We start from the raw sequence: 21,871 nt of genomic DNA, 5'->3' as shown, positions 1-21,871 counted from the left end.
GGGCAGGGTCAACCCTGCCGTTTACGCAGTAACAGTTGCGCCAGCAGCACCATCCCGAGGGAGGCGACCAGCATCAGGGTGGCCAGGGCGTTGACCTCGGGGGAGACCCCCACCTTGACCATGGAGTAGATCTTGAGCGGCAGGATCTCGTAGGCCGGGCCGGTCACAAAGGAGCTCACCACCACGTCATCCAGCGACAGGGTAAAGGAGAGCAGCCAGCCCGCCATCACTGCCGGCAGTGCCAGTGGCAGTATGATGCGGCGCAGGATGATCCACTCGCCAGCCCCTAGATCCCGTGCAGCCTCCAGCATCCGCACATCAAAACCGCACAGCCGCGAGTAGACGGTGATCACCACGAACGGCAGGCAGAAGGTGATGTGGGCGATCAGCAGCGACCAGAAGCCCAGCGTAATGCCGGTCACCACAAACAGGGTCAGCAGGGAGATGGCCATCACGATATCGGGGGACATCATCACCACGAACAGCATGCCGCTCACGTACTGTTTGCCGCGAAAGCGGTAGCGAAACAGCGCCACGGCGGTGAGGGTGCCGATCAGGGTGGCCGCGGTGGCGGTGAGGGCGGCGATGGTCAGGGAGTGCTGGGCCGCCTGCATCAGGCTGGCGCTGGCAAACAGCTTCTCATACCAGCCCAGGGTAAAGCCGCGCCAGTCGATGCCATATTTCGACAGGTTGAAGGAGTTGGCGATCAGCACCCCGATGGGTACATAGAGATAGCCAAACACCAGCAGCAAGAACAGAGCCTTCAGTGCGCGCATCATGCCAGCTCCCCCTTCTTGCTGAGCAGCTTGCCCGCCCGCCAGTAGCAGTAGACCAACAGCGCCATCAGCACCGTCAACATCACGCTGATGGCGGCGCCAAAGGGCCAGTCACGGCTGTTGAGGAACTGGGTCTTGATCAGGTTGCCGATCAGCAGGTGCTTGGCACCCCCCAGCAGATCTGAGACATAGAACATCCCCATGGCGGGCAGGAACACCAGCAGACAACCGGCGATGATGCCGGGCAGAGTGAGGGGCAAGATGATCCGCACCAGCCGCTGCCAGCCGTTGGCGCCAAGATCTCGCGCCGCCTCCAGCAAACGGCCATCCAGCTTCTCGATGCTGGAGTAGAGCGGCAGCACCATAAAGGGGAGCAGTACGTAGACCAGCCCGATGATGACGGCTACCTCGGTATACATCATCTGCAGCGGTCGCTCGATAAGCCCCAGATCCAGCAGCCAGCCATTGATCAGCCCCCGGGTGCCGAGCAGCACTTTAAGCGCATAGGTGCGAATAAGGGAGTTGGTCCAGAACGGCACCACCACCAGAAACAGCAGCAGCGGGCGGATACGCGCTGGCAGATGAGCCAGCAGCCAGGCAAAGGGGTAGCCCACCAGCAGGCAGATGGCGGTGGCGAGCAGCGCCAGCCAGAGGGAGTGGAGCAGCACCTCGAAATAGAGGGGGTCCAGCAGGCGGCCATAGTTGCTCAGGGTAAAGAGCGGTGCGATAAGCTCGGACTCGTCACGGGTGAGGAAGCTGACACCGATGATCATCAGGTTGGGCAGGAAGACAAACAGCGTCAGCCAGCCGAGGATCAGCGCGATGGCCCCGTTGCGAAAGCCGTTGTGGGCAAAGCTGTGCGCTACCCGCAGATTAGTGAGGCTCATAGGGCAGCACCACCTCCCAGCTGTCGACCCAGTGGATCGCCACCTCCTGACCCAGACGGTAGTCAAAGTCGGGGTCATCCTCGTCGAAGAACTCTGAGATAAGCAGCTGTTTGCCGCTTTCGAGTTCGATCACCGAATCCAGCGTCGCCCCCTTGTAGTTGCGCTCGCGGATGTTGCCCCGCAGCGCGCCACTTTGATCGTCATCCTGATCGAGAATGCGCAGATCTTCCGGGCGCAGCAGTACCAGCACCTTGTCGTCAGGCTGGAACGGCAAGGTGGTATGAAGCAGACATTCGCGCCCCTCTACCTCCGCCTGCCAGATACCGGGCTCGCGCTGGCTGATCAGCTTGCCATCCATCACGTTGATCTCGCCGATAAAGCGGGCCACGAACAGATTGGCTGGCGATTCGTAGATATCGCGCGGGGTGCCGCGCTGGATGATCTTGCCGCCTTCCATCACCAGGATGCGATCAGACATGGTGAGTGCCTCTTCCTGATCATGGGTAACGAAGACAAAGGTGATACCAAGGCGACGCTGCAGCGCCTTGAGCTCGCTCTGCATCTGCTTGCGCAGCTTGTAGTCGAGCGCCGAGAGGGATTCGTCGAGCAGCAGCAGGCGGGGCTTGTTGACCACGGCGCGGGCAATGGCGACCCGTTGCTGCTGCCCGCCGGAGAGCTGATCCGGGCGGCGATTGGCCAGCTCGGTGAGCTGTACCATGGCGAGGGTCTCCTCGACCCGCTGGCGGATCTCGCTGGCAGGCACTTTCTGCATCTCGAGGCCAAAGGCGACGTTTTCAAACACCGTCATATGGGGGAAGAGCGCATAGCTCTGAAACACGGTGTTGATGTGCCTGTGTTCGGCGGGGATATGGGTGATCTCGTCACCGGCCAGATGAATGGTGCCACCGTCGACCGATTCGAGCCCGGCCAGCAGGCGCAGCAGGGTGGTCTTGCCACAGCCGGAAGGGCCCAGCAGGGTAAGAAATTCACCGTCATAGATTTCAAGGTCAAGGTCACTCAGGATCACCTTGCCATCGTATTTTTTGCTGATCTTGTTCAGCGCGACAATTACCTGTGGATTGTTCATCATCCGCCAGTCTCACCCCAGCCAGTGGCCATCGTGTTGAAAGAGGGCCGCATTCTATGCAGCCGACACATGAAATTAAAGGCTTTTTGGCCCGAATTAGCCGCAAGTGCGCAGGAAAAACGGCTACGAATAGCAGACCAAATCGCTATAATGTGCCACCTGATTTGGTCGTTTTCGATATTGGATAGTCAATTGAGTAATAAAATGCGTATTGGCGGCTCCCTTGAGCAGTCTCTGAACCAGGGCTACCGCCTTGATCTGAAAGGGGTCATCCAGGAGGGATGGCAACAGACCCGCCGTACCGGATTTGGCCTGCTGCTGGCGATTGTCGGGGTGACGGCGATCTGGATCCTGCTTAGCAATGTGCTGCTGTTGCCCTATCTGGGGGATGACAGCCAGATGAATGTGGCCATGGTACTGAGCCTGCTGATGACGGTGGTGATGGCCCCCATGACCAGCTCCCTCGATATGCTGGGGTTGCAGCAGTCGGTCGGGGTGCGTGCCCGCGCCAACCAGGTGTTCGACTTCTTCCGCCACTTTGTACGCCTCGGCATGTTGAGCCTGCTTGGCAGTCTGCTCACCAGCCTGTTTGGCCCGCTATTCGATCTGCTGGGATTGCCCGCCGTACTCTCTTTCATTCCCTCGGCCCTGATCGGTATGGGGCTGCTCTTTACCGTCCCGCTGGTGCTGGAGCGCGGCCTGACTCCGCCCCAGGCCATTCTGGTCTCTCTCAAGCTCTTTGCGCGCGGCTGGCCCAGCATTGTGCTGTTCCACGGCGTGATGACCGCGCTCTTCTTCCTGGCTCTGATCCCCATGGGGTTGGGGCTTATCTGGGTGGCACCGCTCTATTTCAACTGCAAGGGGATCCTCTATCGGGATCTCTGCGGGGTGGGGGTAGAGGTTAACGAGGTGACAGAAGGCCCCAACCATTTCAATGCATGATGCAAAAGGACGTTGAATGACCCGTCGATATGGAGTGACCAAGGCTGTGCGCCAGAGCCTGCTGGCCACGCTCTTGCTGCCAGGGCTGGCGCTGGCTGAGCCGGTGCTGGATCTGCAATACAGCACCTTCTACAGCCAGATGAAGACCTTTGCCAAAGGGGAGTTTGGTCACGCCAGACTGGGGTTTTATCTGACCGATCCGCAAAATGGTCAGCGCTGTGGCCTCACCTTTGCCCGGGTTGCAACCGACAGCAAGGAGGTTGCGGGCGAGGTAACAATCGATAGCGAACTGCGCCTGCCTTTTGATGAGGATCTCAACCTCGACAAGGGGATCGTGACCGTCGGCCTGAAAGAAGAGCACGCTACATGCGATATGACGGTACAGGTGATGGCTGACGCACCGAACGGGCCCGAGCTGCCGCTGGCCGAGCTGGCGGCCCGTCAGCAGCAGATGCAGTCGCTGCTCGACAAGATGGCGGGCATGGTCGGCAAGCACTTCCTGCCGAAGATGGAAGGGGTACGCATTACCCTGGTGCAGCAGAGCGGCACTGCTTATCTGATTGATGGCGCCCGTCAGGAAGCGCTGCCCTGGCAGGAAGGCCACCTGCTGCTAAGCAATGAGCAACTGGCCGCGTTCGCTGCCGGGCAACTGCGCCTGCAGGGTGACGTGCTGCGACTGACCCCCTGGCTGCACAAGGACTGATGCCGATGGTGTTGTCACGTTGGTAACAGGCAGGTCAAGAAAGCAAAAAAGGAGCGATGTTCGCTCCTTTTTTATTGTGTGGCGTTTGCCCTGTGAGCGCGGCTTAGCGCACTTCAATCACATCCAGCATGTCCATCTCGTCGATATCCAGCAGCGGCGCCTTTGGCATCTCGGGCGGATCAAAGGCCTTGTCGCCGCCATCGATGATGCCGGAGTCGCGGTTGATGCTCTTGAAGTCAAACAGCTTGTGGTCGAGCAGGTGGCTCGGGATCACGTCCTGAATGGCGGTGAACATGGTTTCGATACGACCGGGGAAGCGGCGATCCCAATCCTGCATCATCTGTTTGATGGCCTGACGCTGCAGGTTCTCCTGCGAGCCGCACAGGTTGCATGGAATGATGGGGAAGGCTTTGACGTCGGCGTAGCGGATCAGATCCTTCTCTTTGCAGTAGGCCAGCGGGCGGATCACCACGTTCTTGCCATCGTCGCTCACCAGCTTGGGCGGCATGGACTTGAGCTTGCCACCGTAGAACATGTTGAGGAACAGGGTCTCGAGGATGTCGTCGCGGTGGTGGCCAAGGGCAATCTTGGTGCAACCCAGCTCTTGGGCGGTGCGGTAGAGAATACCGCGGCGCAGCCGTGAGCAAAGAGAGCAGGTAGTTTTGCCTTCCGGTACCTTCTCCTTGACGATGGAGTAGGTATCCTCTTCAACAATCTTGTACTCGATGCCGAGGGAATCCAGATACTCGGGCAGCACATGCTCGGGGAAACCGGGCTGCTTCTGATCCAGGTTGACGGCAACCAGATCGAAATGGATGGGGGCACTGGCTTTGAGGCTCATCAGTATGTCGAGCATACCGAAGCTGTCCTTGCCGCCGGAGAGGCAGACCATGACCTTGTCGCCCTCTTCAATCATGTTGAAGTCGGCAATGGCCTGACCCACGTTGCGCCGCAGGCGCTTCTGCAGTTTGTTAAAACTGTATTTTTCTTTGGCGTTCAGCTCTTCTAGCATGCTCGTAAAACCCGGGACACAAATAAGCGCGTTATTATAGCCATGTCCCGGGGGAGGGCAAGGTGCCAGGCACCTTATGATTGATTGCGACGACTGTCGACCGGACAGCTGTAGTCCGCCGGTTTGAGGATCAGGATGTCGCAGGAGAGGCGGTCAATCACATGTTCGGCGGTATTGCCGAGCAGAGCAGCAGAAAGCCCGGTACGGCCGACACAGCCCATGATCATCAGGGTCGCCTTGAGCTCTTCGGCCATATCCGGCAACACCTCTTCCGGTAGTCCTTCAGCTACCCGGGTCCAGAGATGACCGATCCCGAACTTGTCGGCATGGCTTAGCAGCAGGCTTTCGTGGTGTTTGCGGATCGCCTCGTTGTAGGCGTTGGGATCAAACTCCGGCAGCTCGATGGCCACGTTGACCGGGGTGCCCGGGTAGGTGTTGACCAGATAAAGGTTGGAGCCCAGCAGCTCGGCGATGTCGCTCCCCTCCTGGGTGATCCGTTCGTTGAGCAGTTTCTGATCCGGATCGTCGCTTGAGCAGTTGATGGCGGCGATGATGTTGCCGCCCCGTTGCCAGTGACCCTCTTTGACTAGCAGCACCGGACAGGGGCATTTGCGCAGCAGGTGCCAGTCGGTGGGGGTAAAGATGAAGGTTTGCAGGAAGCTGTGATGGTGAGTGGCTTTGACCACCAGATCGTGTCGCTGCTCCAGCACCTCCTGGATCACGCACTCGAAGGGACGATTGTGCCAGACCACTTTCACTTCGCACTCTATCCCCTGTGCCCGATAGGGGGTCAGGATCTCGTCCAGCCACTCACGTCGCTGTGAAATGACGCCATCACGCATCTCTTGCCGCTCGTCCACCGAGAGCATGGCAGTCATTTCATACGAGAAGTCATAGATGGTGAGCAGCAGGGTCAGATGGGCGTTTTCGTCCAGCTCGGCGACTTTGACTGCCCGTTCGAGGGCGATTTGACGCTCCTCTTCTGGATTGATAACCACCAGAATATTCTGATATTTGACCATCTTCTCCTCCTTGGAAAAGTCCAATGACAGCAGAATCTTAGCCATTACAGCTTAGCGCAGGAGGAGGGTATGGGGAACGTACCGGATCACATTCCAGAGGAAAGGATCCGGCAGGGAAAGCAGGAGAAAAGCGAGAGGGTAAGCGAAAAAATCAGCCGCAGGGCGGGCGAGTAGCTCCGGCCATCATGCCAAGGGCGACCTGATCCAGCACGGTAATGTATTTGCCTTTAACGCTGATGAGACCGGACTTCTGGAAACGGCCGAGCAGACGACTGATGGTCTCGACGGTCAGACCCAGATAGTTGCCAATGTCACCACGGGTCATGGAGAGACGGAACTCCTTGGCGGAGAAACCGCGCTCGGAGAAGCGTACCGACAGATTGTGCAGGAAGGCGGCGAGGCGCTCTTCAGCATTTTTCTTGGAGAGCAGCAGGATCATCTCCTGATCGCCCATGATTTCGCTGCTCATCAGACGCATGATCTGCTGGCGCAGTTTGGGCATCTTGCCGGAGAGATCGTCCAGCACTTCAAAGGGGATCTCGCACACCATGGCCGTTTCCAGCGCCTGGGCGAAGGAGGGGTGGGCCTGCTTGTTGATGGCATCAAAACCGACCAGATCGCCAGCGAGGTGGAACGCAGTGATCTGCTCATCCCCTTGCTCGGTGATGGTGTAAGACTTGATGGTCCCGGAACGGATGGCATAGAGCGATTTGAACTCATCGCCAGCCTTGAACAGCTCTTCACCCTTCTGGATCGGCTTCTTGCGCTCGATGATGCTGTCCAGCTGATCAAGCTCGTTGTCGTTCAGAGTGAAGGGAATACAGAGCTGACTGATGCTGCAATCCTGGCAATGAATTGCACAGCCACCGCTCTGGATACGTCTGCCAGGTTTCTTTTCCGGGATCATAGGCTCATACGAATAATTGATTTATATCAAACAAGTTTACCATCAACTCATCCGTTTTGGATAGGGTTTCAAAAGGAAGCAATGCCAATCCAGAAGGTATGTACCCCGAACAAAATGAGCAGCAGGGCCCCGCCAAGGCGCAAACTGCGCAGGGTGAGCCAGTATCTCAGGCGGTCGGCAAGCCCGCCCAACGCGAACAAGGTGGGCAGGGTGCCGAGACCAAAAAAGAGCATGATGAGCGCACCGCCACTGGCCGAACCGGCCGCCGCGCTCCAGGTCAACATGGAGTAGACCAGCCCGCAGGGCAGCCAGCCCCACACCATGCCAAAGGGCAATGCCTGCAGCGGTGAGGTGAAGGGGAGAAACTTGCCCGCCAGCGGTTTGATTCGGGGCCAAAGTCTGGCGCCGAGCCGCTCCAGCAGCAAGATCCCTTGCCACCAGCCCGCCAGATAAAGGCCAAGCGCAATCATCAATAGCGCAGCCACCAAGCGCAATCCGGCGATGGCGTGTTTGCCAGCCCCCAGCTCGCTGGTGGTGGCGAGCAGGCCGCCCACCAGGGCACCTGCAATGACATAGCTCAGGATCCGGCCGAGGTTGTAGTTGAGCAGATAGGCGAGTCGCCCCCAAAAATGCTGTTTGTTGGCGGGGATCGCCATGGAGAGCGCGGCAGAGACACCCCCGCACATGCCGATGCAGTGGGCGGAGCCTGCCAGTCCGACCAGCAGGGCGCCGGCCAGGTCAAGGTTGTGGGTCATTGTCAGCAGGCTTTGCGGGTTTGTGGGTGGGTTGCTCTTCGTCAAACAGGATGTTGGAACCCTGCCGGTCGAGATCTTCAAACTGTTCGGAGCGAATGGCCCAGAAGAAGACGACCCCAGCGATGATCACAAACAGGATAGCGATGGGGATCAGGACAAAAATTATATTCATGAGAGGTACCTTGGCGTTCATCCTTGGCAAGCGTCCCCTATGGTAACCCTGTTCGGGCAGAGGGCCAGCCGCTATCAATTAGAAATGTGGCCAGCATCGGAGGCAGGCCACATTTTCAGCTATTTTCCGCCACCGGTCTCATCGGTTGAGGCGCATGGAGTTGGTTACTACGATGAGTGAACTTAGCGACATGCCCGCCGCCGCCAGATAGGGGGGCAGCCAGCCGCAGGCCGCGAGCGGTAACACCAGCAGGTTGTAACCGATGGACCAGGCGAAGTTCTCGATGATGATCTTGCGGGTACGCATTGCCAGCACTCTGGCCTCGAGCAGTCGGCTCAGGTCATCGGCCAGCAGGATGGCATCGGCGCTGTTTTTCGCCAGATCGGTGCCACCAGCCATGGCAAACGAGGCGTGAGCGCCAGCCAGTACCGGCGCGTCGTTGATGCCATCGCCCACCATGATGCTGATATCCCCTTGGGCTTCCCGGGCCTTGAGGTAGGCCAGCTTGCCATCGGGTGAGACCCCCTTGACCAGCTCATCCACTCCCAGCTCGCGGGCAATCTCTTCTGCTTGCAGAGAGCTGTCACCAGTCAGCACGGTAGTTTGCAGACCAGCTGCCTTGAATGCCGCGATCAGCGCCCTGGCATCGGGGCGCAGGGTATCTTCCAGATTGAAGCGGGCCAATACCTGCTGCTCGTCGGCCAGATAGATAGCCAGACCGCGGCCATGCTCTTGCGCCGGATCCAGCCCAAGCCAGCGGGCACTGCCGATGCGGTAGCGTACGCCATCCACCAGCGCTGTGATGCCGTGACCGATGACCGGGGTGATCTCGCGGGCGGATGGCAACACGGCGATGCTGTCGGTGGGCAGCCGGAAGGCGCGAGCTATGGGGTGTTCGGATTGCGCCTCCATGGCCCGGGCGATGGCGAGGCAGTGCGTCTCGTCCATCTCTGCCAAGGTGGTGGTGCCTGTCAGACTGATCTCCCCTGTGGTCAGGGTGCCGGTCTTGTCCATCACGATCCGGTTGGCCTTGGTCAGCACGTCCAGCACATGACCACGGCGCAGCAGAATGCCGTTGCGGGTCAGATTGGCGGTGGCCGAGGTCAGTGCCGTCGGGGTGGCCAGCGACAGGGCACAGGGGCAGGTTGCGACCAGCACGGCGAGAGTGACCCAGAACGCCTGATCCGGTTGATGGAAGTGCCAGAAGGTCCAGACCGCGGCGGCAATGATCAGCAGCACCAGAATAAAGTGGCGCGACAGCTGATCCGCCATCTGGGCGATGGCTGGTTTGTCATCGAGGGCGTGATCCTGCAGCCGCATGATCTGGGCGATCCGCGACTCTTCGATGCGGTGGCTGACCCGGATCTGCAGCGGCGCATCCGTGTTGATGGTGCCGGCATAGACCTGATCACCGCGCTGTTTGAGCAGGGGCAGCTGTTCACCGGTCAGCATGGATTCGTTGAGGCTGGCTTGTCCTTCGACAATGATGCCGTCCGCCGGCAAGGTGGCGCCAGCCAGCACACGTACCCGATCGCCGACCTGCAAGGTCTTGGCCGCTACCTCATGTTCCCCTTCATCATCGATGCGGGTCGCCATGATGGGCACCAGTCTGGCCAGGTTGGAACTCGACTCCGACGCCTTGCGCCGGGCCCGCAACTCGAGAAAGCGTCCCAGCAGCAGGAAGAAGACGAACATGGTGATGGAGTCGTAATAGACCTCACCGGTATTGAACACGGTGGCCCACATGGAGGCGATAAAAGCCCCGATCAGCGCCAGCGACACCGACACATCCATCGACAGGTGACCCTGCTTCAGGCTGCGCCAGGCCCCCACGTAAAAGGGCTGGGCCGAGTAGATCATGATGGGGGTGGAGAGCAGCAGGCTTATCCACTTGAAGTAGACCATGAACTCATCTTCAACGCTGATGAAGAGATCCATGTAGAGAGCCACGGCGCACATCATCACCTGCATCGAGCCAAGCCCTGCCAGTGCCAGCCGGAACATATAGCTGCGCACCTCTTTGGCGTAGAGCGCCTCCTGTTGATGGGTCTGGAACGGATAGGCGCGATAGCCGATCTGGGCAAATCCCTTGAGGATGTCACTCAGGGAGAGCTGGTTCGGATCCCACTTGATGCGGGCCCGGTGTGTGGTGGTGTTGACGTTGATGTAGCGCAGGCCGCCAAGGGTCATCAGGTGGCGTTCGATAAGCCAGGCACAGGCGGCGCAGCTGAGCCCTTCAACTGTCAGCTGGATTTCGCGAAGGGTACCGTTGTCGGTGACAAACTCCTGTTGCACTTCTGCCAGATCGTAGTGGATGAGGGCAGCCAGCTCCTCGGGCACCAGATCCCCCTTGGTGCCGGGTGCGGTGCGGTGATCGTAGTAACTGGCGAGGCCGCACTCCATGATGGTTTCTGCCACAGCCTGACAACCGGGGCAGCACATGGGGCGAACAATCCCCTTTATCTCGAGGGAATAGCCACTATTGGCGGGTACCGGCTCGCCACAGTGAAAGCAGGGGGTCATGCGTTATACCCCCCTGAATGCAGAATGCAAGCAGCAGGGGCGCTGGCGAACACCGGCTCGCCACAGTGAGAACAGCCGGTCATGGCTTAGCGTCCTTTCGGGTCGAGTTCGACAGGGGCCAGGGTGGGCAGCTGGACGGTCTCTTGCAATCGCCATTGGTGATCGAAGGCATCGACCCGAATGTGCCACTTGCCGACCAGCGGCTTGTCGAAATGGAGGCGATAGGTGCCGCTCGCATCGGCGGTGATCATGTGTTCGCTGTCCTGACCGGCCAAGGTCGGGTGAAACAATGAAAGATAGAGAGCTTGCCCGGCAGGAATATCGCCGCTGATAGGTTTGAGGGTCAGCTCGTTGCCGTCAACTTCCAGCCCAAAGCGGATATTGAGCGCTTCGGAGCGGTCAAACTTGCTCAAGTCCTGATTGATCTCTTTCCCTTGTTTGTAATAGTCCTCGGCTACTAGATTGACCCCATCCTTGCTGGCGATGATGGCGGTGGCGATGCTGCCGACAACGGCGGCAGTGGGGAGGGCGATGATAAACCAGGGCCAGAATTGGCGATACCACGGTTTGGAGAGAGGTTGGGTCATGATTGCTACTGCCATGAAACGAATGATTAACGTGGAAGATGGTTTTTACGCAACACAAGATAACAAAAAGCCTCGAGGAGTCGAGGCTTTTTGCTGTGTAATCACGTGTTTATCACATGTTACAACGTTACGGGCGAACCTTATTTGGCAGACTGTTGATGAGACAGGCTGTAAACGTAGGAGGCCAGCAGGTGAACCTTGTCCTCACCCAGAATGTCTTTCCAGGCTGGCATCACACCGTGACGACCATGGGTGATGGTTTGTACCACCACTTCGCGGGAGCCACCGTAGAGCCAGGTGTTGTTGGTCAGATCTGGCGCTCCGACGGCAACACCGCCCTTGGCATCAGCCCCGTGGCAGGCAGCGCAGATGGCAAAGCGTGCTTCACCTTTCTTCGCTTCCACCAGGTCGACCTTGCGACCGGAGAGGCTCAGCACATAGGAGGCCACTTCCTGAACGCCATCTTTGCCGAGGATTTCACCCCAGGCAGCCATGATCCCCTGACGACCGCCCATGATGGTGGTCTTGATTTGATCAGGCTGGCCGCCCCATTGCCATTCGCTGTCGGTCAGGTTCGGGAAGCCGCGGCCACCACGGGCATCGGAGCCGTGGCACTGGGAGCAGTTCTGCAGGAACAGACGCTGACCCACTTTCAGGGCTTCCGGATCCTTGGCGATCTCGGTAATGGCACGATAGGTTTTGCCATCCGCTTCGTAGGTGAGTTCACGGAACTTGGCGCCGTAGATCTCGTCAGCCTTGGCGACCTCGCGGTCATACTCCACCGCGCGACCTTCGGCCTTTGCCGATGCGGTTGCAGCCTTGGACTCGGCCAGCGAGCGCACGTCCTGGTTGGAACTTTGCCAGCCCAGCAGGCCTTTGAAGTTGCCAAGCCCCGGGAAGGCGACCAGATAGACCAGACCGGTGACGATGAAGAAGAGGAACATGTATGTCCACCACTTCGGCAGCGGGTTGTTGATCTCCTCGATGCCATCGAAGGAGTGACCCATCGATTTGCCTTCTTCAACACCCATCTTGTCCTTGCGGCACCACATCAGCAGCAAGAAGCAGCCGAGGATGGTTCCCAAACTGATGACAGTCACAAAAATGCTAAACAGAGTGCTCATTATTGTTTCGCTCCTGCGTTCTTTTTATCAGCACCGGGTTGCTCATCATCGGCAAAAACCAGATTGGCAGCCTCGTCGAAAGAGGTCTTGCGGCGTTTGCTGTAGGCCCAGACGATGATGCCAATCATGATGGCCATCAACAGCAAGGTATACAGACCGCGAAATGTGCCGTAGTCCATTTTCGCCTCCTTATTTCAGGGCATGACCCAGTGATTGCAGATAGGCCACCAGCGCATCCAGCTCGGTTTTGCCCTTGACGGCTTCGCCCGCACCCTGAATATCGGCGTCGGTATAGGGCACACCGAAGTGATCGCGGAACAGCGCCAGTTTTTTGCCGGTCATCTCGCCAGTCAGCACATTGGTATCAAGCCAGGGGTAGGCGGGCATGTTTGATTCCGGTACCACATCGCGCGGGTTGATCAGGTGAACCTTGTGCCACTCGTCGGAGTAACGGCCACCGACACGGGCCAGATCCGGACCAGTACGCTTGGAGCCCCACAGGAAGGGGTGCTCCCAGACGCTCTCACCTGCGACCGAGTAGTGACCGTAGCGCTCGGTTTCGGCACGGAACGGACGGATCATCTGGCTGTGGCAGTTGGTGCAGCCTTCGCGAATGAAGATGTCGCGCCCTTCCATCTGCAGAGCGGTGTAGGGCTTGAGGCCCTCCACCGGCTCGGTGGTTTGCTTTTGGAAGAACAGCGGGGTGATTTCAACCAGGCCCCCCAGACTGATGGCGAAGATGATGCCGACCACCAGCATGGGAACGCTTTTTTCAAATATTTCGTGACGGTTATTGTTGCTCATGGGTTGACCTCTTCAATCATGCTGGCTGGGCGACAGGTTCCAGAGAACCTTTGGGCGCAGTGATGGTGCGATAGGCGTTGTAAGCCATCAGCAACATGCCGGTGACGAAGAAGCAGCCACCCAGGAAGCGCACGAAATAGAAGGGATAGGATGCCTGCAGCGCTTCAACGAAGCTGTAGGTCAGGGTGCCGTCTTCGTTGACTGCTCGCCACATCAGGCCCTGCATCACGCCGGAAATCCACATGGCAACGATGTAGAGCACGGTGCCCACTGTCGCCAGCCAGAAGTGAACGTTGATCAGCTTGACGCTGTACATCCGGCCCTGGCCGAAAAGGTTCGGGATCAGGTGATAGACAGCACCGATGGAGACCATGGCAACCCAGCCCAGCGCACCGGAGTGCACGTGACCGACGGTCCAGTCGGTGTAGTGGGAGAGGGCGTTGACGGTTTTGATTGCCATCATCGGGCCTTCGAAGGTCGACATGCCGTAGAAAGAGAGGGAGACGATCAGGAAGCGCAGGATGGGGTCATAACGCAGTTTGTGCCAGGCACCGGAGAGGGTCATGATGCCATTGATCATGCCGCCCCAGGAGGGGACAAACAGGATCAGGGACATCACCATGCCCAGTGACTGGGCCCAGTCAGGCAGTGCGGTGTAGTGCAGGTGATGCGGACCTGCCCAGATATAGAGGGAGATCAACGCCCAGAAGTGCACGATGGAGAGGCGATAGGAGTAAACCGGACGACCGGCCTGCTTGGGCACGAAGTAGTACATCATCCCCAGGAAGCCGGCGGTCAGCAGGAAGCCTACCGCGTTGTGGCCATACCACCACTGCACCATGGCGTCCATGGCGCCGGAGTACATGGAGTAGGACTTCATGCCGGAGAGCGGCACTTCCATGTTGTTGACGATGTGCAGCACCGCAACGGTGATGATGAAGGCGCCGAAGAACCAGTTGGCCACATAGATGTGGGAGGTGGTGCGCTTCATCAGGGTGCCGAAGAAGACGATGGCATAGGCGACCCATACCACAGTGATAGCGATATCAATCGGCCACTCCAGCTCGGCATACTCTTTGGCGGAGGTGTAACCCAGCGGCAGAGAGATGGCGGCAGAGAGGATGATTGCTTGCCAGCCCCAGAAGACGAAGGTTGCCAGCGGGCCACCAAACAGTCTGGTTTGACAGGTGCGCTGCACCACGTAGAACGAGGTGGCCATCAGTGCACTGACGCCGAAGGCGAAGATCACTGCGTTGGTATGGAGGGGCCGCAGACGACTGTAAGTCAGCCACGGGGTCTCGAAGTTGAGGGCAGGCCAGATCAACTGGGCTGCTATCAGTACGCCAACCGACATGCCGACAATTCCCCAGACAATCGTCATGACGGTAAACTGGCGAACAACGGTGTAGTTGTACTCAGGATGGTTAGTTGTATGGCTCATCGTTATATTCCGCTTCCGATGCTGCTGTTGTTTGGTTTTGTATCCGGAGAACCGGACTGGCTTCATCAGCCACCGCCGACCAGTTGTTAACATCTGTTAACGAAAGGAAAAGCAAAAGATGGCTAAATGAAAACTGCATGGGAATGATACTGAACTGACAGGTAAAATAACAGTATAAACAGTGATATATTTGGCTCCGTCCGGTCTCGATATGGCAGTTTTTTACCTTGTTCGAGATCACAAAAAACTATTTTAATTGCATCTTAATCGGGCTGTTTTTGATGAAAGAGAGACTTACCGCACGTAAAGTTTTGCACCTCGTACTGGTATTGGCGCTGTTATTGGCGCTGATGGCCTATCGCACCTGGTTTTCGGCCGATAACAGCGTCTCTGCTGACCAGAAAAAAGATCAGATTTGTGATCTTTCCCACACCCCTTGCAGCGCGCTGATTGGTGACAAGCCGCTGACGATCGCCATCAAGGAGTTACCGCTGCGTGCTGAACATGACTTTGCCATCGCTATTACCGGCGGCGATCCGGCCATCAAGCCGGTGAAAGCGACACTCGAAGGCAAAGATATGTTTATGGGCACCATCCCGGTGAGTTTTGAGCAAATAGACGGACAGTGGCAGGGGGTAACCCAGGTGGGGAGCTGTACATCACCCGTCATGATCTGGTTGTTAAATATCGAGTGGAGTAATGGTCAACGCCAGCAATTGGCGCTTTCCGTTGCCCGGGAATAACGGCGCAAGAGGTGGGGAGTGGAAAAAATATTTGAAATTTCCCGGCCAGGCGTTACCTTCCCCAAACCATCAGGGAGTGAAGTTCATTTAATCATGATTGAAAAACAACCGTTTTATCGCACCCTCAACCAGCAGGCCAAGGCGCTGCTGGAGGGGGAAACCGATCTGATTGCCAATCTGGCCAACCTCTCCGCGCTGCTGAATCAGGAGCTGGCGGAGATCAACTGGGTCGGTTTTTATCTGTTGCAGGGCGAGACCCTTGTATTGGGGCCATTTCAGGGCAAACCGGCCTGCGTGCGGATCCCGGTCGGCCGTGGGGTGTGTGGTACGGCAGTGGCAGAGGGGAGAACCCAGCTCATTGACGATGTCCACCAGTTCGACGGTCACATCGCTTGCGATGGCGCGAGCAACTCGGAAATCGTGATCCCGGTTCGCCGTGGTGGCGAGATCATCGGGGTGCTCGATATCGACAGTCCGATTTTTAACCGTTTCGACCAGCAAGACCGGATTGGCCTCGAAGAAACGGTGCAAATTTTGGAAAGCATGCTCTAAGTCATTGCTAGATGGTTCGCAAAAGGCCCCAAGCTCTCTATAATGGGGCCTTTGTTGTGCTCGGGACGTGCCCGTGCGTTTATATGAAAGCCAAGGTTATACATGGAAAACACTGAGAAGCTGAAGAACAGTAAAGAGATCGTTGCCTACCTGGTCGAGAAATTCCCGGCCTGCTTCGTTGCTGAAGGAGAGGCCAAGCCGCTCAAGATTGGCATCTTCCAGGATTTGGCCGAGCGTCTTGCTGACGATGCCAGAGTCTCCAAGACCATGCTGCGTTCCGCACTGCGTCAATACACCTCCAGCTGGCGCTATCTGCACGGTCTCAAAGCTGGCCAGGCTCGCGTTGATCTGGATGGCAACCCGGGTGAGCTGCTGACCGAAGAGCACATCGAGCACGCCAAGCAAGCTCTGAAAGAGAGCAAAGAGCGCGTATTCGCCAGCCGTCGTACCAATACCAAAGAGAAGGATGAGAAGGCCAAGAAGCCCCGTCGTCCTGCTGTGCGCAAAACCGAGAAAGCTGATGTAGCTGCCAAGCCGAAAGCTGCCGCCAAGGCACCGGTCGCTGACGCTCCGCTGGTTAAAGTGGATGCCGCTACGCTGAAAGTGGGCCAGGATGTGCGCGTCGTTATGGGTAAATTCCCGGTTCCGGCAACCATCAAGGAAGTAACCAAGGACGATGTACAGGTCCAACTGCAGACCGGCATGATGGTGCGGGTCAAATCAGAGCACTTGGTTCTCTAAGGAGACAAATGTTGAAGCATGGCGTAATTCGTTTTTCCCTCGTTGCCTGTAGCCTGGCGCTTGCCGGGCTTGCACAGGCCATCGAGCCGGTGCTCAAGGAGAGTGATTTGCCTGTGTTGGCTCAAGAGAGCCAACATGCTACGGCCAGCAAGCGAATTACCAATCTGTTTACCCGCTCGCACTACAAACAGTTCAAGCTGGACGATGCCTTTTCCTCCGTGATTTTCGATAAATATCTGGAGAATCTGGACTACAGCCGCAACCTGTTTTTGGCCTCTGATATCAGCCGTTTTGAAAAGTACCGTAACGGTTTTGACACCGACCTCGAAAGAGGCCGTCTGGCTCCCGCCTACGAGATGTTCAACCTGAGTCAGCAGCGGCGTTATGAGCGGTTCGAATACGCCCTCAAACTGCTTGATACTCCTTTCGATTTTACCCAGACCGACAACTATGTGTTTGATCGGGAAGGGGCGGCTTGGCCCAAAGATGAAGCAGAGCTCAACGAGCTGTGGCGTCAGCGGGTCAAGTTCGATGCCCTGAGTCTCAAGCTCAGCGGCAAGGAGTGGCCCGAGATCAAGGAGCTGCTTGGCAAGCGTTACAACAACGCCATCAAGCGGATGTCCCAGACCGAGAGCGAAGATGTCTTCCAGCTCTTCATGAACTCCTTCGCTCGCGCCATCGAACCGCACACCAGTTACCTCTCACCGCGCAGTGCCGATCGTTTCAACACCGAGATGAACCTCTCGCTGGAGGGGATTGGTGCCGTGTTGCAGGCGGAAGATGACTTTACCGTCATCCGTTCTCTGGTGCCCGGTGGCCCGGCTGCCAAATCCAACCACCTCAAACCCGATGACAAGATCACCGGGGTGGGGCAGGAAGATGGCAAGATTGTCGATGTGATCGGCTGGCGTCTTGATGACGTGGTCGAGCTCATCAAGGGGCCCAAAGGGAGCAAGGTCAAGCTGGAGATCCAGCGCGGCAAGGGCGCAACTGCCAAGACCGAGCAGATCGAGCTGACCCGCGACAAGGTGCGCCTTGAAGACCGGGCTGCCAAGTCCAAGGTGATTAACGCCGAAGGCAAGAAAATTGGCGTCATCGAGATTCCGAGTTTCTACGTCAATCTGCACGACGACGTGATCAAGGAGCTCTCCAGCCTGAACAAGAAGAAGATCGATGGTCTGATCATCGATCTGCGCGGTAATGGCGGTGGCGCCCTGACCGAAGCCTCCGCCCTGAGCGGTCTCTTCTTTGCCAGCGGTCCCGTGGTGCAAATTCGTGATCATATGGGCCGTATCACGGTCAATGGCGATGACGATGGCAACGTCTACTACGGCGGCCCGATGTCGGTGATGATCGACCGCTACAGTGCCTCGGCCTCCGAGATCTTCGCTGCTGCCATGCAGGATTATGGCCGCGCCCTGATCCTGGGTGAAAACTCGTTCGGCAAGGGGACGGTGCAGCAGCATCGCAGTCTCGCCAAGGTCTATGACTTCTACGAGCAGCCGCTGGGTCACGTGCAGTACACCATCGCCAAGTTCTACCGGATCGACGGTGGCAGCACCCAGAACAAGGGCGTTGCACCGGATATCAGCTTCCCGACACCGGTTGCTCCGGAAGAGACGGGCGAAAGCCGTGAGTTCAATGCGTTGCCGTGGGACAAGATTGCCTCCGCCAACTACGAGAAACTCGGCAACTTCGCCAGCGTACTGCCCAAGTTGCAGGCGGCGCACGATGCCCGGATCGCCAAGGATCCCGAGTTTGCCTATGTGATGCAGGACATCGCCGACTACAAGGAGGAGAAAGACAAGAAGTCGGTCTCCCTCAACGAGGCGGAGCGTGTTGCAGAGCAGGCGAAACAGGATGAGAAAGCGCTCAAACGTACCAACGAGCGTCTGGCACGTCTTGGCAAGCCGGCGGTGAAGAGTCTGGATGAACTGCCCGCTGATTTTGAAGCGCCCGATGAGTATCTCATCGAAGCGGCCAATATCACGGCGGATCTGGCCAAGGTCAGCAAACGCAGCTGACAAAGCGACCTGTAATGCACAAGGGCGACTTCGGTCGCCCTTTCTTTTTGTCTGGCGTATCTGACGTAATGCAAATTGTTTGACCCCGCCAGTTGGTTGTGACAGCCTCTTTCTCGCCTTTAACAAGCGTGGAAGCAGACAATAATGACCGATCACTCTCAGGCCATGACGGCCAAATATCGCCAGGATTATCAGGCGCCGCTCTACTGGATCGACACCATCGACCTCGATTTCCAACTGCAGGAGCCGCTGACCCAGGTCACCGCCATCACTCGCATTCGTCGCAACGGCGAGCACAATGCGCCGCTCGTCCTCGATGGTGAGCAGCTGACCCTCAAGAGCGTTGCCATTGATGGCATTCCCTGTGACCACTACGAGCAAGGCGAGAGCAGTCTGACCCTGTTCAACCTGCCGGCCGAATGTGTGCTGACCATTGTCACCCTGCTGGATCCGGCTGCCAACACCGCGCTGGAAGGGCTTTACAAATCGGGTGATGCCTACTGCACCCAGTGTGAAGCGGAGGGCTTTCGCCGCATCACCTATTATCTGGACCGCCCCGACATTCTGGCGCGCTACAGCACCCGCATTACCGCCGACAAAGCCCAGTTCCCCTTCCTGCTCTCCAACGGCAACAAGGTCGATAGCGGTGATCTGGATGGTGGCCGTCACTTCGTGCAGTGGCAGGATCCTTTCCCCAAACCGAGCTACCTGTTTGCGCTGGTGGCCGGTGATTTCGATGTGGAGCGCAGCAACTACACCACCAAGAGCGGTCGCAAGGTGGCCCTCGAGATCTTCGTCGACAAGGGCAACCTCGATCGCGCCGGTTTTGCCATGGAGAGCCTCATCAACTCCATGCGCTGGGACGAGCAGCGTTTCGGCCTCGAGTATGATCTCGACATCTACATGATCGTTGCGGTGGACTTCTTCAATATGGGCGCCATGGAGAACAAGGGGCTCAACATCTTCAACTCCAAGTTCGTGCTGGCCAATCCGGCCACCGCCACCGACAGCGACTACCACGGTATCGAACGGGTGATCGGTCACGAATATTTCCACAACTGGACCGGCAACCGCGTCACCTGTCGTGACTGGTTCCAGCTCAGCCTGAAAGAGGGACTGACGGTATTCCGGGATCAGGAGTTCTCCTCCGATCTTGGCTCCCGTGGCGTCAACCGCATCAACAACGTGCGTACCATGCGCGGCCCGCAGTTTGCCGAAGATGCCGGCCCCATGGCACACCCGATCCGCCCGGATGTGGTGATCGAGATGAACAACTTCTACACCCTGACCGTTTATGAAAAAGGGTCAGAAGTGATCCGCATGATGCATACCCTGCTGGGGGAAGATGCCTTCCAGGCCGGTATGCGTCTCTACTTCGAGCGTCACGACGGCTCGGCCGCTACTTGCGATGATTTCGTGCAGGCGATGGAGGATGCTTCCGGTGTCGATCTCTGCCGTTTCCGTCGCTGGTACAGCCAGTCCGGCACCCCCGAGCTGACCGTTACCGACGAGTATGATGCCGCCAGCGGTATCTATCGCCTCCATGTGAGCCAGCACACCCCGCCGACTCAGGATCAACCGCAAAAGCTGCCGCTGCACATCCCCCTCGATATCGAGCTTTATGACGAGCAGGGTGCCGTCATCCCGTTGCAGTATCAGGGCAAGGCCATCGGCAACGTGCTCGACGTGCTGGAAGCGGAGCAGACCTTCGAATTCGATCGGGTGCCGGTCAAGCCGGTTCCCTCCCTGCTGCGGGACTTCTCCGCGCCGGTCAAGCTGCACTATGACTACAGCGACGAAGCGCTCGCCTTTCTGATGCGCTTTGCCCGCAACGAGTTTGCCCGCTGGGATGCGGCCCAGATGCTGATCAACAAAGCGGTCATCGACGGAGTGGCGCGGGTCCAGCACGGGCAGGGGGTTGAACTCTCCCAAACCCTGCTGGCCGCCTTCGTCGCCATTCTTGACGATAGCGATCTCGATTTGGCCCTCAAGGCGGAGATCCTGGCGCTGCCCGGTGAGGCGACCCTGGCCGAGCTGTTCGAGGTGGCCGATATCGATGCCATCCATCAGGTGCGCGACGCTATCCACACCCGTCTTGCCGAGGCCTTTGGTGCGCGCTTGGCGGCGACCTATCAGAGTCTGCGTCTGAGCGGCTATCAGGTGGTGCATGCCGACATGGCCAAACGGGCCCTCAAAGGGGTAGTGCTCGGCTATCTGGCGGCGCTGGATGTGGAGCATGCCGATGCGCTGGTGCGCGAGCAGTATGCAACTGCCGACAACATGACCGACACCCTGGCGGCGCTGCAGGTAGCCAACGGCTATCTGTTGCCATGCCGCGCTGCGCTGCTGGCCGACTTTGAAGGCAAGTGGGCCAAGGATGGACTGGTGCTGGACAACTGGCTGCGGCTGATTGGCAGCAAACCAGCTGCCGATGTACTGAGCGAAGTGAAACAGGCGATGAATCACCCCACTTTCAGTATTCGCAACCCGAACCGGCTGCGGGCGCTGATCGGCAGCTTCGCCATGAGCAATCAGGTGCAGTTCCATGCGGTGGATGGCAGCGGTTACCGTTTCCTGACCGATCTGTTGATCGAGCTCAACGAGGTCAACCCGCAGGTCGCTTCCCGCCTCATCACGCCGCTTATCCAGTTCAAGCGATTGGATGAGGCGCGCAAGGCGCTGATCCGCGCCGAGCTGACCCGTCTTGCCAACCTTGAGGGGTTGGCACGGGATCTGTTCGAGAAGGTCAGCAAGGCGCTACAGCAGTAAGTATCGACGGGGCAGGGGCGTGAATGCGCCTGCCCCTATTGTGTGATTTGTCGTGTGATCAGGAGCAAGCGTGAAGCAGTTTACTTTTCGGCTCTCATTGAATAGCGATGAGGTGATGCTGATGTATCAGGGCCATGCCAGACGGCTGGTGGTGCGCAGCGAACAGGGATTGACCCTGGAACTTGGCATAGAAAAAATACGCCCCTTTGTCGCCATCAATGGTGTGCATGGCTACTTTCGGCTGAAAACCCAGGACGATTACCGCTTTATCAGTCTCGAACGCATAAATTAACAAAAATC

Annotated in this window: 22 protein-coding genes; 8 read left to right on the top strand and 14 right to left on the bottom strand. The window is 58.0% G+C overall.

Going from position 1 to position 21,871, the window contains the following annotated elements; all coding sequences use genetic code 11:
* Positions 1 to 8: 8 nt before the first annotated feature.
* From potC to potA, 3 genes are read right to left on the bottom strand one after another with little or no spacing between them, the layout of a single operon-like run.
* Entirely contained in the window at positions 9 to 779 is a 771-nt protein-coding gene (gene potC / locus AB5Y82_RS13130; protein WP_204477058.1) for a spermidine/putrescine ABC transporter permease PotC, read from the bottom strand.
* Positions 776 to 1,663 (bottom strand): spermidine/putrescine ABC transporter permease PotB, encoded by an 888-nt coding sequence (gene potB, locus AB5Y82_RS13125; RefSeq protein ID WP_019446371.1) that lies wholly within the window; start codon positions 1,661 to 1,663, stop codon positions 776 to 778. The genes potC and potB overlap by 4 nt, the downstream gene beginning before the upstream one ends.
* Complete coding sequence (gene potA, locus AB5Y82_RS13120) at positions 1,650 to 2,753, bottom strand: spermidine/putrescine ABC transporter ATP-binding protein PotA (protein ID WP_005351940.1); 1,104 nt, start codon at positions 2,751 to 2,753, stop codon at positions 1,650 to 1,652. Before potA ends, potB begins: the two co-directional genes overlap by 14 nt.
* Positions 2,754 to 2,954: 201 nt before the next feature.
* Here potA and AB5Y82_RS13115 point away from each other — a divergent pair, with 201 nt between their 5' ends.
* Together AB5Y82_RS13115 and AB5Y82_RS13110 are read left to right on the top strand one after the other, a co-directional pair.
* Positions 2,955 to 3,692: a hypothetical protein gene (locus AB5Y82_RS13115; RefSeq protein ID WP_005351939.1), complete on the top strand. Its 738-nt coding sequence runs from the start codon at positions 2,955 to 2,957 to the stop codon at positions 3,690 to 3,692.
* Between the two features lie 16 nt (positions 3,693 to 3,708).
* Positions 3,709 to 4,395: a DUF2987 domain-containing protein gene (locus AB5Y82_RS13110; protein ID WP_368174065.1), complete on the top strand. Its 687-nt coding sequence runs from the start codon at positions 3,709 to 3,711 to the stop codon at positions 4,393 to 4,395.
* A 103-nt stretch (positions 4,396 to 4,498) separates the two neighbouring features.
* Here AB5Y82_RS13110 and ttcA read toward each other — a convergent pair whose 3' ends face one another.
* The 11 genes from ttcA to ccoN all read right to left on the bottom strand — a co-directional run bounded on the left by ttcA (position 4,499) and on the right by ccoN (position 14,742).
* Entirely contained in the window at positions 4,499 to 5,407 is a 909-nt protein-coding gene (gene ttcA, locus AB5Y82_RS13105) for a tRNA 2-thiocytidine(32) synthetase TtcA (protein ID WP_005336634.1), read from the bottom strand.
* Positions 5,408 to 5,481: 74 nt separating this feature from the next.
* On the bottom strand, positions 5,482 to 6,429 hold the full coding sequence (gene uspE / locus AB5Y82_RS13100) for a universal stress protein UspE (protein ID WP_005345417.1): 948 nt from the start codon (positions 6,427 to 6,429) through the stop codon (positions 5,482 to 5,484).
* A 151-nt stretch (positions 6,430 to 6,580) separates the two neighbouring features.
* Complete coding sequence (locus AB5Y82_RS13095; RefSeq protein WP_005351934.1) at positions 6,581 to 7,336, bottom strand: FNR family transcription factor; 756 nt, start codon at positions 7,334 to 7,336, stop codon at positions 6,581 to 6,583.
* A 68-nt stretch (positions 7,337 to 7,404) separates the two neighbouring features.
* Entirely contained in the window at positions 7,405 to 8,091 is a 687-nt protein-coding gene (locus AB5Y82_RS13090) for a sulfite exporter TauE/SafE family protein (protein WP_058057692.1), read from the bottom strand.
* Positions 8,075 to 8,263, bottom strand: a complete 189-nt coding sequence (gene ccoS, locus AB5Y82_RS13085) for a cbb3-type cytochrome oxidase assembly protein CcoS (RefSeq protein ID WP_033138318.1) — start codon at positions 8,261 to 8,263, stop codon at positions 8,075 to 8,077. Before ccoS ends, AB5Y82_RS13090 begins: the two co-directional genes overlap by 17 nt.
* Before the next feature lie 138 nt (positions 8,264 to 8,401).
* Positions 8,402 to 10,786 (bottom strand): heavy metal translocating P-type ATPase, encoded by a 2,385-nt coding sequence (locus AB5Y82_RS13080; protein ID WP_111901089.1) that lies wholly within the window; start codon positions 10,784 to 10,786, stop codon positions 8,402 to 8,404.
* 86 nt (positions 10,787 to 10,872) lie between these two features.
* Positions 10,873 to 11,373 carry a FixH family protein gene (locus AB5Y82_RS13075; protein WP_005345427.1) on the bottom strand — a complete coding sequence of 167 codons (501 nt, stop codon included), beginning with the start codon at positions 11,371 to 11,373 and terminating at the stop codon, positions 10,873 to 10,875.
* 140 nt (positions 11,374 to 11,513) lie between these two features.
* Complete coding sequence (gene ccoP, locus AB5Y82_RS13070) at positions 11,514 to 12,497, bottom strand: cytochrome-c oxidase, cbb3-type subunit III (RefSeq protein WP_111901090.1); 984 nt, start codon at positions 12,495 to 12,497, stop codon at positions 11,514 to 11,516.
* Positions 12,497 to 12,676 (bottom strand): CcoQ/FixQ family Cbb3-type cytochrome c oxidase assembly chaperone, encoded by a 180-nt coding sequence (locus AB5Y82_RS13065; RefSeq protein WP_005336620.1) that lies wholly within the window; start codon positions 12,674 to 12,676, stop codon positions 12,497 to 12,499. Before AB5Y82_RS13065 ends, ccoP begins: the two co-directional genes overlap by 1 nt.
* 10 nt (positions 12,677 to 12,686) lie before the next feature.
* Positions 12,687 to 13,301, bottom strand: coding sequence for a cytochrome-c oxidase, cbb3-type subunit II (gene ccoO, locus AB5Y82_RS13060; RefSeq protein WP_021230095.1), 615 nt, complete (start codon positions 13,299 to 13,301; stop codon positions 12,687 to 12,689).
* Positions 13,302 to 13,317: 16 nt separating this feature from the next.
* Positions 13,318 to 14,742: a cytochrome-c oxidase, cbb3-type subunit I gene (gene ccoN / locus AB5Y82_RS13055; protein WP_005336616.1), complete on the bottom strand. Its 1,425-nt coding sequence runs from the start codon at positions 14,740 to 14,742 to the stop codon at positions 13,318 to 13,320.
* Positions 14,743 to 15,023: 281 nt separating this feature from the next.
* Between ccoN and AB5Y82_RS13050 the strand changes: the two genes are divergently transcribed.
* The 6 genes from AB5Y82_RS13050 (at position 15,024) to AB5Y82_RS13025 (ending at position 21,863) form a co-directional block, all read left to right on the top strand.
* A complete protein-coding gene (locus AB5Y82_RS13050; RefSeq protein ID WP_139477031.1) occupies positions 15,024 to 15,485 on the top strand; it encodes a hypothetical protein in 462 nt (153 codons plus the stop codon).
* Between the two features lie 93 nt (positions 15,486 to 15,578).
* On the top strand, positions 15,579 to 16,037 hold the full coding sequence (locus AB5Y82_RS13045; protein WP_005360536.1) for a GAF domain-containing protein: 459 nt from the start codon (positions 15,579 to 15,581) through the stop codon (positions 16,035 to 16,037).
* Positions 16,038 to 16,139: 102 nt separating this feature from the next.
* Positions 16,140 to 16,778 (top strand): RNA chaperone ProQ, encoded by a 639-nt coding sequence (proQ, locus tag AB5Y82_RS13040; RefSeq protein ID WP_005351923.1) that lies wholly within the window; start codon positions 16,140 to 16,142, stop codon positions 16,776 to 16,778.
* A gap of 8 nt (positions 16,779 to 16,786) precedes the next feature.
* Positions 16,787 to 18,802 carry a carboxy terminal-processing peptidase gene (gene prc, locus AB5Y82_RS13035; RefSeq protein ID WP_005351922.1) on the top strand — a complete coding sequence of 672 codons (2,016 nt, stop codon included), beginning with the start codon at positions 16,787 to 16,789 and terminating at the stop codon, positions 18,800 to 18,802.
* A gap of 144 nt (positions 18,803 to 18,946) precedes the next feature.
* On the top strand, positions 18,947 to 21,571 hold the full coding sequence (gene pepN / locus AB5Y82_RS13030; protein WP_368174064.1) for an aminopeptidase N: 2,625 nt from the start codon (positions 18,947 to 18,949) through the stop codon (positions 21,569 to 21,571).
* Positions 21,572 to 21,641: 70 nt separating this feature from the next.
* Positions 21,642 to 21,863 (top strand): DUF2835 family protein, encoded by a 222-nt coding sequence (locus AB5Y82_RS13025; RefSeq protein WP_005351919.1) that lies wholly within the window; start codon positions 21,642 to 21,644, stop codon positions 21,861 to 21,863.
* Positions 21,864 to 21,871: the final 8 nt, after the last annotated feature.

Source organism: Aeromonas sp. s13 (assembly GCF_040907905.1).
In the GTDB taxonomy this organism is placed as follows: domain Bacteria; phylum Pseudomonadota; class Gammaproteobacteria; order Enterobacterales; family Aeromonadaceae; genus Aeromonas; species Aeromonas veronii.
Note: the sequence above shows the minus strand (reverse complement) of the source record. Positions and strands in the feature narration are given on the sequence as shown.

Bases quoted from the DNA above. Each gene is read 5' to 3' on its own strand.
- potC (WP_204477058.1), bottom strand. From the start codon at position 779: ATGATGCGCGCACTGAAGGCTCTGTTCTTGCTGCTGGTGTTTGGCTAT.
- potB (WP_019446371.1), bottom strand. From the start codon at position 1,663: ATGAGCCTCACTAATCTGCGGGTAGCGCACAGCTTTGCCCACAACGGC.
- potA (WP_005351940.1), bottom strand. From the start codon at position 2,753: ATGATGAACAATCCACAGGTAATTGTCGCGCTGAACAAGATCAGCAAA.
- AB5Y82_RS13115 (WP_005351939.1), top strand. From the start codon at position 2,955: ATGCGTATTGGCGGCTCCCTTGAGCAGTCTCTGAACCAGGGCTACCGC.
- AB5Y82_RS13110 (WP_368174065.1), top strand. From the start codon at position 3,709: ATGACCCGTCGATATGGAGTGACCAAGGCTGTGCGCCAGAGCCTGCTG.
- ttcA (WP_005336634.1), bottom strand. From the start codon at position 5,407: ATGCTAGAAGAGCTGAACGCCAAAGAAAAATACAGTTTTAACAAACTG.
- uspE (WP_005345417.1), bottom strand. From the start codon at position 6,429: ATGGTCAAATATCAGAATATTCTGGTGGTTATCAATCCAGAAGAGGAG.
- AB5Y82_RS13095 (WP_005351934.1), bottom strand. From the start codon at position 7,336: ATGATCCCGGAAAAGAAACCTGGCAGACGTATCCAGAGCGGTGGCTGT.
- AB5Y82_RS13090 (WP_058057692.1), bottom strand. From the start codon at position 8,091: ATGACCCACAACCTTGACCTGGCCGGCGCCCTGCTGGTCGGACTGGCA.
- ccoS (WP_033138318.1), bottom strand. From the start codon at position 8,263: ATGAATATAATTTTTGTCCTGATCCCCATCGCTATCCTGTTTGTGATC.
- AB5Y82_RS13080 (WP_111901089.1), bottom strand. From the start codon at position 10,786: ATGACCCCCTGCTTTCACTGTGGCGAGCCGGTACCCGCCAATAGTGGC.
- AB5Y82_RS13075 (WP_005345427.1), bottom strand. From the start codon at position 11,373: ATGACCCAACCTCTCTCCAAACCGTGGTATCGCCAATTCTGGCCCTGG.
- ccoP (WP_111901090.1), bottom strand. From the start codon at position 12,497: ATGAGCACTCTGTTTAGCATTTTTGTGACTGTCATCAGTTTGGGAACC.
- AB5Y82_RS13065 (WP_005336620.1), bottom strand. From the start codon at position 12,676: ATGGACTACGGCACATTTCGCGGTCTGTATACCTTGCTGTTGATGGCC.
- ccoO (WP_021230095.1), bottom strand. From the start codon at position 13,301: ATGAGCAACAATAACCGTCACGAAATATTTGAAAAAAGCGTTCCCATG.
- ccoN (WP_005336616.1), bottom strand. From the start codon at position 14,742: ATGAGCCATACAACTAACCATCCTGAGTACAACTACACCGTTGTTCGC.
- AB5Y82_RS13050 (WP_139477031.1), top strand. From the start codon at position 15,024: ATGAAAGAGAGACTTACCGCACGTAAAGTTTTGCACCTCGTACTGGTA.
- AB5Y82_RS13045 (WP_005360536.1), top strand. From the start codon at position 15,579: ATGATTGAAAAACAACCGTTTTATCGCACCCTCAACCAGCAGGCCAAG.
- proQ (WP_005351923.1), top strand. From the start codon at position 16,140: ATGGAAAACACTGAGAAGCTGAAGAACAGTAAAGAGATCGTTGCCTAC.
- prc (WP_005351922.1), top strand. From the start codon at position 16,787: ATGTTGAAGCATGGCGTAATTCGTTTTTCCCTCGTTGCCTGTAGCCTG.
- pepN (WP_368174064.1), top strand. From the start codon at position 18,947: ATGACCGATCACTCTCAGGCCATGACGGCCAAATATCGCCAGGATTAT.